We start from the raw sequence: 12,255 nt of genomic DNA on the forward strand, positions 1-12,255 counted from the left end.
CGTGAAAGCCCGAGGCTAGGGTCCGATATCTGTCCATGCTGGCGGAACGCCAGCTAAAAGTCGGCCACCTTGAAGCGGCATGTTCTACATGGGGTGGCGCTGTAGAGATTTACCCACAGGTGCAATCAGGGCAATGCGACCAAAGCATGTCTAAAATGCTGACCTGTATTCGGCCCTACCTCAAGAACCATGCTGCACGGGAACTCTACGAGCGGGCACGATTGGTCATCCCATCTTCATTACTCGCTTGATGCCTGGCGACACCACGGCCACCCCGTCACGGAGGGTGGCCGTTCGCATGCCCGACAGCGCCAGAGCGGTTGACGACTTCAACCATCGGACAAGAATCTGCGTCTCTCTCCCCCCGGCGGTAGGAGGAGGTAACTCCTCCCCCAGACGGGGAGGGCACCAAAGCGCGACCGGCTCGCCGCGGCATGTGCCCTTGAGGCTGCGGACTACCAGCCGGCCGTCGAGGAGATCGCGGCGGCTCGAGACTGGCTACAGACCCTTCGCGGGAAGTGGCAGCAGAGCCTGCCCGACGCGCGGGCCATCGCCCCGTTGCCGGCCTCCTACGTCCACAGCCTCGACCACGAACTGGACGACTACCTCGAGTTGCTGCTGACTCAGGAAGACCCGAAGGACAAGGTGATCGTCACGTCGCGGGTGCTGCCGCATCGGATCAAGCGCCTCAAGCGGCATCGCGTCGAGCCAGTGCCTCTGCCGCAGCAGCAGGCTTCGGGCGGTCTTGCCCCATGGTGCGGGGAGTGCAGCGGCGGTGAAGAGCCCCGGATTCCGTACCAGTGGATGCGGGAGTCGCCGGATGGCCGGCACGTGCCGTACGAAAAGTGCCACGCCAAGTACACGCACGCGCGCGCCTAAATCCACCCCGTAGACGCCGCAGCGGCCGGCAGCTCCCTTGCCAGGGCTGGCCGCTGCTCGAAGGCTCGAGAGTGTCGACGGTCAAACAATTCCCCACGATCTGCATGATCGGCGTCAGTCAATTCCCCACCCCTGTGGTCACGAGTCCCCATGGGGACGCTGACCGTCGATGGCGCCGCTGACCATGCTCGAACTAGCCTGATGTTCCCCGTTTCAGTTAGTTTGCGAAGCTTTTAGATCTTCCTTGCGAATCGGTCGGGTTCCCCATGGGCATGCCGGTGCCCGGGGTGAGGGTCCTGGCCTCTCTGAGCTGTCGAGGTCCCTCGATCTGCGAGCCGAGAGGCCGACGGACGCACCGGATGGCAAGGAGAACATTCACCGTGGTCGACATCGTCGAGATCTACGTGCACTGGTACGCGGGCCGGTCCAAGAGCCAGGTGTCCGCCTCGCTGCGGGTGGACCGCAAGACGATCAGGAAGTACCTGTCGCCGGCGGAGGCGGCCGGGATCACTCCGGGAGGGCCGCCGATGAGCGAGGTGGACTGGGCCAAGCTGCTCAAGAGCTGGTTCACGGAGTTGGCCAGCCGGAGGCTGAACCAGGTGCGATGGGCAGAGATCGAGCCGCACCGCGACCAAGGTGGCCTGCGGGTCCATGCCGAAGGCGGCGGCGACGAGCTTGGGGTCCATGATGTTCAACCGCGCCAACGAGCTCCTGGGCGCCAACTGGACTCTTCACGACCTGCGGCACACGGCGCCATTCTTGATGCTCGACGACCCGAACATGCCGCCGGTCTACGTCCAGCACATCCTCGGCCATAAGCATCTGTCCACCTTGGACATTTACAACCGGCCCACCAGGGACGACGTGATCTCGGCAGGTCTCGCACACCGTTCCCGCCAGGAGCACAAGCGCAACAACCCGCCTCCGGCCCCGCCCGCGCCGGCCTACAACCGCGACTCCCTCGACGTCCTGTTCGGCCGGAGGCCCGGGTGGCCACTACCACCGCCCCTCTCCTCGTCTCCCCATCGGCCCGGGCCGCGAGGAGCCTGGCCGGCGGAGAGATCGATGCCTATCTCCAGAGGTTTCCGCCACGGAGCCCGGGAACCGACTGGGCCATCACCCGATCATCCCGCGACGAGGTTCTCCACAGGCTGGAGCAGCCGCCGTTCAAGAACGGCAAGGACTCCACCCACTCAATGCGAATGGTCGGTGCGCGTCTGCTGCTGCGATGGCTGGAGACCTTCGAGGGTGAGACCTGGCAGCAACGCTGGAACACCAGCCCGGGCTCCGCCACCGCGGTTGGCTGGACCGAGGCCCCCCTTGCCTGGGGAATCGCCCACGGCAGGAAACCGCAGAAGGCGGGGCTCGGTTCCGGGCTGCTGGCACTGGTCTGCGCCGATGTCATCCGCCCCAGCATGGCGTGGCTCGCCAGCAACCTGTCGCCCCACCTACGCGAGGCCATCGAAGCTGCCCGCGATCCCAGAGGATTCGCTGCACTGCGTAACGCCCGCATGCCCGGACAACCGGACCAGCGGCGCACCTCGAAGGCGCTCAAGGCCCTGGCCCGCATCCTCGCGGCCAAGGGCGGCGCCATCGACGAGATCGTGGCCGGCGATGTCCTCGAACTGCTGTTGGTGGCCACGCCGAACTCCACAAGCCACACTCGACTCGCCTACGCCCTGCTTCAGAGCCGCGGCCAGTTCCCCCCTGACGCCCCCAAGACGCTGCGGAGCATCGAGAAGCGTGCCGGGCAGGTGAGCCCGGCACAACTCGTCGACCGGGCCGGGAGCCTCGCCCAAGCGCCGCCATCTATCAGGCACTGCCTGTCGGGGCAACCTCTACCCTTCACTTGGTGGCTGGATATGATCGGCACCCCCCGCGGCCTGCCGATGCCGGACCGGTGTCTTCCCCCTTCCCGGGCGGAACCGCCGAACCGCTATTGGTGTTCTGATTCCCCCTTTCCGCCCACGAGGACTGATGACATCCATAGACCCTGAAGGCCCACGGCCCGACGAACAGCGCAAGACCGTGAGAAATCGGCGACGGGGCGTGGTGCGGCTGCGCACCCTGCTGATCTGGCTGGCCGTGGTGCCCACCGTGGCCATGGGCGCCCAAGTGTCCTTCACCGCTGACCGGTTGATCCAGCAGTCCGCGAACCTGCGCGCCGACGTGTCGGACGCCGAGCGGATCGGCGCCCCCCTGTACGACCTCATGACCGCGCTCCAGGCCGAGCGCAGCGCGGCGGCCGCGCGCTGGGCCGGGGCGTCGGTCTCGCGCGCCGACCTGAGCGGTCGGCGCGCGGCCACGGACCGGGCGCTGGCCGCGTTCCAACAGGCGGCCGACTCCGCGATCCCGCACGCGAATGACCAGACCGAACGATATGTCCGTGATGCACAGAAGCAGTTGGCGCAGCTCGACACCAACCGCGAGCGCACCGACGTCCGCAGCGGCAGCGCGGACCGGACCACCGCCTACTACGGCGGGGTGATCGCGCGTCTGATCAGCATCTTCGCCGAATTCAGCAACCTGGACGACGCGGCGCTCAGCCAGCAGAGCCGGCCCGTGCTCGCCCTGATCGAGGCGACCGAGGTCCTCGCGCGCGAGGACGCCATCCTGGCCGCCGCCGGCGCGACCGGGAAGCTGAGCGCGGTGAAGTTCGGCGAGTTCACCGACGCCGTGGGAGCCCAACGGTTCCTGCACGTCTCGTCGATCGTTCCGTATCTGTCCGAAAAGGGGCAGCAGGCCCTCGCGCAGATCGAGTCGTCGGACGCCTGGAAGACCAAGGTCCGCATCGAGGACACGGCCGTCGCCGACCACCAGGTCGTGCCGGGCGGCATCGTGCTGCCCCGGGTGACGCACGACTGGTCGGCCGTGTACGCACAGCTCGTACCGCGGGTGACCGCGCTCAACGCCGAACAGATGCGCGCGATAATCGGCAACGCCGAAGCCACCGCCGGGGACCTGGAGGATGCCCTCGGGTGGATGGTCGGGATCAGCGCCGCCGCGCTGCTGCTCGTGGTGGCCGTCGTGGTGTTCACCACGCGCACCGTGCTGCGCCGCTTGGCCCTGCTGCACGAACGCACCGTCACCGTCGCCGAGGAGACCCTGCCGGAGATCGTGGACCGGCTGCAGCGCGGTCAGGGCATCAACGCCGACGTGCTGCCGGCGGAGAGCCACGAGCGGGACGAGGTCGGCCGGATCAGTGACGCGTTCGCCCGATCCGTCGCGGTGTCCGTCGAAGGGCACCGGCAGCTCGCCGACGAGCGCCGCGGCTTCGGCATGTTCGCGGCCGGCATCGCGTCCCGCACCGGAAACCTGGTCAGCCGCCAACTGAGCCTGACCGAGGAGCTCCAGGACACCTTCGGCCACGACGAGTCACTGCTCGCCCAGCTGATGAGGTCCGATCAGCTGACCGTGGGTATGCGCCGGCAGATCGAGAACCTGCTCATCCTGGCGGGCGGCGAGATCCCCGACCCGCACGTCGAGCCCCTGCGCGTCGCGGACCTGCTGCGCGAGGCCGCCGCGGAGGTCGAGGAGTTCCGGCGGATCGAGCGGATCGCCCTCGACGAGGTCAGCGTCGAACCGCGGGTGATCAGCGCGATCAGCCACCTCCTCGCCGAGCTGCTGGACAACGCGACCCGGTTCTCCCCGCCGGCGTCGAAGGTCACCATCCGGGCCGAACTCGTCACGGACGGGCTGTCGGTGGAGATCGAGGACCGCGGCCCGCGGGTGGCCGCCGAGCGCTACGAGGAGATGAACGGCCGGCTGCACGCCGCCCCGCCCTACTCCGTCCTGGCAGAGAACGCCCACCGGCTCGGCCTCTTCGTGGTCGGGCACCTCGCCGACCAGCTCAAGGCGCGGGTCACCCTGCGCCGCTCGGCGTACGGGGGGACCTCCGCCATCGTGATCATTCCCGCCGAGCACCTGTTCCGCAGCGAGCCGGCCGCCGCGCCCGATGCGGCGCCGCCGCGCACCCCCGCGCCGGACCGCCGGAACGCGCGCAAGCCCGAACTCACCCTCCACCCGGGCCCCGCCGCCCCCGCCCCCGCCGCGGCCGGGCTGCCGCGCCGTCAGCCGAGCCAGGCGCCGGCGGCGGTACGCACCCCACCCGGCGACGGTTCCGCCCCGCCGCCCCTGCCGGAGCGCAAACCGCAGACGCACATCGCCCAGCAGCTCCGCGAACGCCGCGCCTCGGAACCGGTCAGCCAGGACACCGAGACGCCCCAAGAGGTGGCCGACGCCTGGGCGGACTACGAGCAGGGCACCGAGACAGTGGAAATCGAGCTCCGACGGGACAAGTCATGACGACGAACGACGTGATCTACAGCATCCTCGACAACAATCTGAGCCGGATCGCCGGAATCGAGGGCGCCGTGCTGCTGTCCAACGACGGCATCATGCTCAGCGCGTACCAACTTGAACGGGACCAGGCAGAGCGGATAGCCGCGGCGTCCTCCGGCATCGCCGCCACCATGAAGGCGATCTCCCGGGAGGTCGACGGCGGCCGGGTCATCCGCCAGCTGGTGGAGATGAACGACCGGTACCTCTGCATCGTGGGGTGCGGTGAGGGCAGCACGCTCATCGTCGTGACCTCGCGCAAGGCGCGCCTGGGGGAGCTGGGCGGCGAGGTGGTCCGGGCCTCGCAGGCGCTCGGTGAGTGGCTCGGCACGCCGGAGCGGGTTTCGGCGCCCACGTCGTCATGACCGCCGATCAGCAGCCCGGCAGGGGGCGGCGGGCGCGGCTGTACGCCCTCACCGACGGGCGGACGACCGCACCCGGCGTCGCCCTGACCATGGACACCCTGATCACCGCGACGGTCGCGGCGGATGCCGACGGCAGCCTGTCCACCGAGTGGCAGGCCATCCTCGCCATGTGCCAACCGCCGAACGGGCGGGCCGTCGCCGAGATCGCCGCGCGGATGCACATGCGGCTGACCCCGATGGTGCTCCTGCTCAGCGAGCTGGCGGAGCGCGGTCTGATCCATCACCGGCCGCCCCTGAGAGCGACCGAAACCTCCAATGTCCACCTGCTCATGAAAATCAGGGACAACCTTGCCCGGATATGACACAAGCGCCCAGGAAGAGTCCCCCGTCAAGATCCTGATCGCGGGTGGGTTCGGCGTCGGCAAGACGACCTTGGTCGAAGCGGTCTCCGAGATCGAGCCGCTCCGCACCGAGGAGCGGCTGACCGCCGCGGGGATCGGCGTCGACGACCTCGACGGCATCGAGTTCAAGACCGCCACCACCGTCGCCATGGACTTCGGCCGGATCACCCTCGCCGATGCCGGCGTGGTCCTCTACCTGTTCGGCACCCCGGGCCAGGAACGCTTCTGGTTCATGTGGGACGACCTGCTGGCGGGGGCGCTCGGGGCGATCGTCCTGGTGGACACCCGGCGGCTGGACCGCAGCTTCCCGGCCATCGACTTCTTCGAGAGCCGCGGGCTGCCGTTCGTCGTCGGCGCCAACTGCTTCCACGGCGAGCAGCCGTACACCGCCGAGCAGATCGGCACGGCCCTGCACCTGAGCGACCCGGACACCCCCGTCCTGATGCTCGACGCCCGCTCCCGCGCGGACGTCCGCGGCGCCCTGCTGTCGCTGCTGGACCTGCTCATCGCCGGAGCGGAGCCCGCCGCCTCGGTCTGACCCCGGGCCGCCTCGCCCCCGCGGTACGCAGGGGCGGGCCGCCTCAACTTCCCGTCATGGCGGAGACCGTGACGCCGTCGGTGCGCAGGTCCCGGACCCTGAGGTAGGCCGTCGGGAAGCCGGCCAGTGACAGGCGCCGCACGAGGTGGGCGGCCAGCAGTGCCGTGCGCGAATCCGCGGACGGGTTCCCGGACACGGCGAGCAGGGACGTCATCTTCAGGCTCCTTACTCCCGCCCGCGCCGACACCCTCGCCGGCCGCCTGCCCGCCACGGCCTGGCACCGTCAGAGCGCCGGAAACGGCGCGAAAGGACCGCGCTACTACGACTGGGCCTGGATCCACATCGGCACCGGTAGCCACCGCCACCTGCTCATCCGCCGCAACCGCTCCACCGGCGAACTCGCCTTCTACCTGTGCTGGTCACCCACCGAAGTGCCCCTGTCCGAACTGGTCCGCGTCGCCGGCGCCCGCTGGAGCGTCGAGGAGTGCTTCCAGGCCGCCAAGAGCCAGGTCGGACTCGACCACTACCAGGTCAGGCACTGGACCTCACGGCACCGGCACATCACGCTCGCCATGCTCGCCCTGGCCTTCCTGACCGCCCTCGTAGCCGACGCGACCCCCAAACCGCCCGCAGATACGTACCACTTCGTCCGCAGCCGCGATCCGATCACGCTGACCGTCCCGGAGATCCGACACCTACTTGCCGCCGTCTTCAACCCACCAGCCGTCACCGCGGCCAGGCTGCTGCACTGGTCCAACTGGCGCAGACGCCACCAGGCAACAGCCCGACGCAGCCACTACCGACGACGCACCGCCAGCGAACCCGCTGGACAGATCACGACACCGCACTGGAGTACTAAACGTCAAGCTCGTACCGGCCTCTGACGCGCCCCCTGTACGGGTTTTCCCGTCGGTCACCGTACAGACCGAGCTTGCCGCGGATCTGGGCGGCGTAGGGGTGATCGAGTTCGGTGAGGATGTCCAGGGCATGTTGCCAGGCGTCGTGGGCTGCGTCGGGGTGGTGCGCGGCGTGGTGGGCGTCGCCGAAGCGGTTGAGGATGTCTGCTTCCAGCGGGCGGTCGCCGAGGTCGCGGCACAGGTCAAGGGCGCGTTTGTAGCAGGCGGCGGCTTGGGAGTGCTGACCCAGGTAGCTGTGCGCGTAGGCGATGCTGTCCCAGGCATGGGCTTGCCGTTCACGGTCGTCGAATTCTTCAAGGACGGGCAGAGCCTGTCGGCAGCAGGCCAGGGCCTGTGCATAGTCGCCAAGGCGCGCGTGGGACCAGCCGATGGCGGTCAGAGTCTGGGCCTGCCCCAGCCGGTGGCCACGGGACTGGTACAAGGCGTGGGCTTGACGGGCAAGCGTAAGTGCTTCGGCAATGGCAGGAGGGCTCTGCCATGCCTTCACTCTGGCGAGTTCGATGTACGTATCGGCCTGCCCGCCCAGGTTACCGATCCGGCGGAACAGGTCGAGGGCGTGGCGTAGGTGGTGCTGGGCGTCCTCATAGTTGCCATGGCGGCGGTGGGCGCGGGCGACGATATTGCGGGCGATGGCCTTCCCGAGGGGGTCGGCCAGCCGGTCGGCGGCGTCTATTGCGGTGTTGCCGACGGCGGCGAGGTCGTGCCAGTTCCCGCGCCGATCGAGGTAGGTGGTGAGGGCGTGGGCCAGCTGCCAGGTGTGGGCGTGGAAACCGGTGGCGGCGGCGTGGCCTGCGGCGTTTAGAAGCACGGCATGTTCGGTGGTGAACCAGGCTAGTGCCCGCTCGTGATCGGCGAAGTGTTCCAGGGAGACCCCCGGTTGCGGCGGGGGCAGGTTCAGCGGGTCCCGGCCCCGTTCGACCAGCAGGGCGGCGTCGTGCGCGGTATGCACATAGTGGTCCAGCATCCGGTGCACTGCGGCGCGGCGCTCCTGGTCAGGGTCAATGGTGTTGGTCTGCTCATTGGCGTAGGCGCGGAGCAGGTCGTGGAGTTCGAAGCGCCCGCTGCGCTTTTGCTGGAGCAGGTGTTCGTCCAGGAGCAGTTCCAGTACCTCGGCGGCCTCGCTGGCGGTGATGCCCGCCAATGCGGCGGCCGCCGCTGGGCTGAAGTCCGGGCCGGGGTGAAGGCCGATGAGTCGGAACACCTGCTGTGCCCTGTCCGGGAGTGCCTGGTAGGACGCGTCGAACACAGGGCGTATGGCGCGGCCGCCGGCGCTGATCGCCTCCAGACGCCCGGCCTGCATCCGGTCGGCGAGTTCGGCCAGGCTCCAAGCGGGCCGGGAGCGGAGCCGGGCGGCGGTCAGCGCCAAGGCGAGTGGGAGGTGGTCACAGTACTCGATGGCGCGTGCGGCAGCTTCGGGTTCGGCGGCCACACGGTCGTGTCCGGCGATCCGGGTGAGCAGGTCGAGTGCTTCGGTTTCGGTGAAAGTGTCGATCAGGTGCGGGGTGGCACCGTCGAGTCCGGCGAGACTGCGGCGGCTGGTGATCAGGACCAGGCATGTGGGCCCGGCTGGGATGAGGTCGCGGACCTGGTCCTCGGTGGCGGCGTTGTCCAGCAGTACCAAGGCACGACGGTCCCGCATTCGGTCGCGGTACATCGCCGCCCGCTCGTCCCGGCTCTCGGGGATCTGCTGCGCGGCTACTCCCAGCTGCCGCAGGAACGCCTCCAGCACCGCGGAGGGGTCCGCGGGCGGGAGTTCGGGGTCGAAGCCGCGCAGGTTCACATGCAGTTGCACGTCGGTGAAGTGCCCGGCGCGTACGAGTTTGTGGGCGGCATGGATCGCGAGCTGGGTCTTGCCGACCCCGGCCATGCCCTCGACCGCGGAGATCACGACCGTGTTCGCACCGCTGCGGTCGTGATGCTGCGTCGCGGCCGCGATCAGGCGCGCGAGTTCCTCACGGCGCCCGGTGAACGTCGCCAGATCCGTGGGTAGCTGACTGAAGACCCCGGCTGGGCCGCCGGTCCTGGCCAGCCCGTGGACCTTGATGCATGCCGTGCGCCAGAGACCGACCGCAGGTTCGTCCGCCCCCAGCGCCCGGACGATTCCCACGACCAGGTCCAGGTCCAGGCGACTGCGTCCGGTCTTGAAAGCGTCCACGACCGTGGACAGTGAGACAACCCGTGCCGGCCGCATCAGCGGCCCGACCCTTTTGGCAAGCACCCGGTACGACGGCATCCCCGCCCAGGCCCGCAACTCACCCAGCAAACAGACGAACTCCGCCAGATCCGCCGCTTTGCCCGGATCCGGCATAGTCCCCCGTTGCCCACCCACGACGGTCACTCCCCCGTGAAGCCGTGCTCCTGACAAGGAGAGTCTACAAGCGGGCTGTACGGATTCGTACGGGAAACGTGACTGCGCTCCAGCGCCCCTGCCAGCCTGGACCTGCCACACCGCGCAAGGCCGATACAGACGATTGCGGGTTCATCGAACCTCGACTCGGCCGACGCCGTAGAGGTCTTCGAGGAGGGGTGAACGGGGCCCGTGGCCCCGCGATTTCACGGGAGGACGCACAACCATGAGCAAAATCCTTCGACGCCTGCTGCTGCTTCCGGCGGCAGCCCTGGTGCTGCTGTCAACGCAAGCCCTGCCGGCGCATGCGAGCGGAACGTTCAACCTCCGGACCCCCTGGGGTGGCGGTCCGTGCCTCCGGCCGGACTCGTACTGGAACTTGGGGGTGAGCGTTCACGCGTATGCGTGCGACGGCTACTCCAACCACTGGACATTCGCGGACGTGCAACAAGACGGTTCGGGCCGGTGGAGGTACCGGTTCGTGTGGGTCCCCAATGGCGGCTGCCTTATCCCGAACTGGAATCAGCAAGCCTCGCCGGTGGTCGTCACCAATGGGAACAACGTCTGCAATAACAGCTCTTCGCAGTGGTATCTGAACGGGCTGTCCGACGGGAAGACCCAGATCGTCAACGTTGCCACCGGCCTGGTGCTGGACTATGACTCGTCGGGCGCCAACCGCGGGCTCCAGCTATGGCCCGCGTGGGGCGACCTGAACCAGGAGTTCTTCGCATCCTGACCGCTCGGCTGGCGACGGCGGTGATCTCTCCGCGAAACGGACATGATCACCACCGTCGCCGGTTGTGATTCGAGAGTACCTCAGCATGGTCGTGATCTGACGGGTTGCAATATTGAGTGCACGAACTCGGCCATTGCAGACTCTGGCCGCATCCTCGCCCGTCCCCGCCAGTGCGTTCAGGCGGGTCGTTGTGACCCTGATGAGGATCTGCGACGTTTCCTCAACTGGTGCTCTGAGGTTCCCCTCGTAGCGTGAAGACCGTGAAGCTGTACCTGGCGAGCGTCCATGACGCGTTCTCGCGCCGCGCCCTCGGCTACGCGATGGGCCCCAGACACGACAGCACGCTGGTCAGCGCCGCGCTGCAGATGGCGATCGCGACGCGGGGCGGCCAGGCCGACGGGGTCATCTTCCACTCGGACCGCGGCAGTGGGGAATACACATCCGAGGCGTTCCAGCAGCTGTGCGCCCGGTGGGGCGTGGTGCAGTCGCCGACAGGGCCAACAGTCTGACGTCGATCTAGCCGACGGTCCTCTCTCTTAAGGGATTCGTATGTCAACAACACTCGCTGCATGGATGAGAAGCCGCAAGCGGTACGCCCTTGTGGTCGTTCTCCTAACGTTCATTGCGCCCTGGATAAGCACGGCCGCCGCTTCTGCGTCCACCAGCGGGCGCGTCATAGTCGAGAACAACAACTCCAACTTCTGCATGTCCGTGCCTGGTGACAAGATTTATGCTGGAGCGCCGATCAACCAGTACACGTGCGAATCCGACAGTCTCTTCCCGGACCAGTATTGGTATGAGGAACCTTCGAGCAGCCACTCCGGCTGGTTCTACTTTCAGCCTCAGCAGAACAACACCCTGTGCGCGACCTACGTGCCCGGGAGCACCGCTGAGATTACGCTCCAGTACTGCGGCGTGAACGCGGCAAACGGGAATACGAACACGCAGCTCTGGCACTACGACTACAACAGCGGAGAACTGGCTACCATGCAGGGCTGGTCCATGTCCGTCCCCGGAGCCCGAACCGACGTCGAACCCATCAACATATATCCCTACGGCCCCTACCCGGACCAGTATTGGTCCGTCATCAGCGTGCCGTAGCACTACAGCGGGCCGCAGATGAGGCGGTAACTTCTACGCATCCTGCGGCTCCCCAAGAAGGAGCCGCAGGATCTTCAACCTCAGGTATTTCGATTCCGGGGTCTGTCCAGCCAAAGGCTCTGTCCCGTAATCGGTGGTAGCGCTGTGTGGTGATCAGCGGAGGAGGATGCGGTGGCGGAGCAGGGGGAACCCGGCCCTGCCGTGCATCTGTCTCGTGATCCGCTTGGTTCGCGTGTTGACGCCCTCGGTAAGGCTGCCTGGGCGTCCATCCTCAACCTGCTCGGTCCTGCTTTACTGACTTCGGCTGGTCAGGGTGACGTTGGGATGTCGAGGGCGAGGCCGGTGCCCGTTATGAAGCCGTCGAGGGTGTCGGGCTGGTACTGGAGGCGTTTGAGTCGGTTGCGGACGAGGGCTTCGAGTCGGTCCAGGGCCATGACGGCGAGGTTGGTCAGGCTGCGTTTGACGTGGGCCCATACCCACTCGACGGGGGTTCAGGTCGGGTGAGTAGGCTGGCAGCAGGAATACCGTCAGCCAGTCACGCTCGGCCACGAGGTCGCGCATCCTGCGGGAGACGTGGGTGTTCAGCCGGTCCCACACGAGCACGATCGGGGTCTTGACCAGCTGGTGGAATCC

The 12,255-nt window shown here is 67.8% G+C and carries 12 protein-coding genes and 1 pseudogene; 11 read left to right on the forward strand and 2 right to left on the reverse strand.

The window, feature by feature from the left end:
- The first annotated feature begins 558 nt into the window (after positions 1 to 558).
- The 8 genes from CG747_RS46330 (at position 559) to CG747_RS46370 (ending at position 7,405) form a co-directional block, all read left to right on the forward strand.
- On the forward strand, positions 559 to 879 hold the full coding sequence (locus CG747_RS46330; RefSeq protein WP_100607883.1) for a hypothetical protein: 321 nt from the start codon (positions 559 to 561) through the stop codon (positions 877 to 879).
- Between the two features lie 380 nt (positions 880 to 1,259).
- The gene (locus CG747_RS50605; protein WP_257981227.1) at positions 1,260 to 1,697 is read left to right on the forward strand and encodes a hypothetical protein; all 438 of its coding nucleotides are present in this window, start codon (positions 1,260 to 1,262) and stop codon (positions 1,695 to 1,697) included.
- Positions 1,698 to 1,868: 171 nt separating this feature from the next.
- Entirely contained in the window at positions 1,869 to 2,876 is a 1,008-nt protein-coding gene (locus CG747_RS46345; protein WP_180986041.1) for a hypothetical protein, read from the forward strand.
- 31 nt (positions 2,877 to 2,907) lie between these two features.
- A complete protein-coding gene (locus CG747_RS46350) occupies positions 2,908 to 5,184 on the forward strand; it encodes a nitrate- and nitrite sensing domain-containing protein (protein ID WP_257981228.1) in 2,277 nt (758 codons plus the stop codon).
- A complete protein-coding gene (locus CG747_RS46355) occupies positions 5,181 to 5,582 on the forward strand; it encodes a roadblock/LC7 domain-containing protein (protein ID WP_100607885.1) in 402 nt (133 codons plus the stop codon). Before CG747_RS46350 ends, CG747_RS46355 begins: the two co-directional genes overlap by 4 nt.
- A complete protein-coding gene (locus tag CG747_RS46360) occupies positions 5,579 to 5,944 on the forward strand; it encodes a DUF742 domain-containing protein (RefSeq protein WP_100607886.1) in 366 nt (121 codons plus the stop codon). The genes CG747_RS46355 and CG747_RS46360 overlap by 4 nt, the downstream gene beginning before the upstream one ends.
- Complete coding sequence (locus CG747_RS46365; RefSeq protein WP_100607887.1) at positions 5,931 to 6,521, forward strand: ATP/GTP-binding protein; 591 nt, start codon at positions 5,931 to 5,933, stop codon at positions 6,519 to 6,521. The genes CG747_RS46360 and CG747_RS46365 overlap by 14 nt, the downstream gene beginning before the upstream one ends.
- Positions 6,522 to 6,685: 164 nt before the next feature.
- Positions 6,686 to 7,405: a hypothetical protein gene (locus CG747_RS46370; protein WP_100607888.1), complete on the forward strand. Its 720-nt coding sequence runs from the start codon at positions 6,686 to 6,688 to the stop codon at positions 7,403 to 7,405.
- Here CG747_RS46370 and CG747_RS46375 read toward each other — a convergent pair.
- Entirely contained in the window at positions 7,377 to 9,593 is a 2,217-nt protein-coding gene (locus CG747_RS46375) for a tetratricopeptide repeat protein (protein WP_180986042.1), read from the reverse strand. The two genes, CG747_RS46370 and CG747_RS46375, sit on opposite strands and share 29 nt — an antisense overlap.
- 418 nt (positions 9,594 to 10,011) lie before the next feature.
- On the opposite strand from CG747_RS46375, the gene CG747_RS46380 reads away from it, so the two are divergent.
- From CG747_RS46380 to CG747_RS46390, 3 genes are all read left to right on the forward strand, one after another.
- A complete protein-coding gene (locus CG747_RS46380) occupies positions 10,012 to 10,521 on the forward strand; it encodes an RICIN domain-containing protein (RefSeq protein ID WP_100607890.1) in 510 nt (169 codons plus the stop codon).
- A gap of 260 nt (positions 10,522 to 10,781) precedes the next feature.
- Positions 10,782 to 11,030 carry a DDE-type integrase/transposase/recombinase gene (locus CG747_RS46385; protein WP_180986043.1) on the forward strand — a complete coding sequence of 83 codons (249 nt, stop codon included), beginning with the start codon at positions 10,782 to 10,784 and terminating at the stop codon, positions 11,028 to 11,030.
- Positions 11,031 to 11,094: 64 nt separating this feature from the next.
- Positions 11,095 to 11,622, forward strand: a complete 528-nt coding sequence (locus CG747_RS46390) for an RICIN domain-containing protein (protein ID WP_180986044.1) — start codon at positions 11,095 to 11,097, stop codon at positions 11,620 to 11,622.
- Between the two features lie 308 nt (positions 11,623 to 11,930).
- On the opposite strand, the pseudogene CG747_RS46395 reads toward CG747_RS46390, so the two are convergent.
- Positions 11,931 to 12,255 (reverse strand): annotated as a pseudogene (locus tag CG747_RS46395) (transposase); the annotation flags it as partial.

The sequence above is a fragment of the Streptomyces sp. CB02959 genome (assembly GCF_002803155.1).
Classification (GTDB): domain Bacteria; phylum Actinomycetota; class Actinomycetes; order Streptomycetales; family Streptomycetaceae; genus Streptomyces.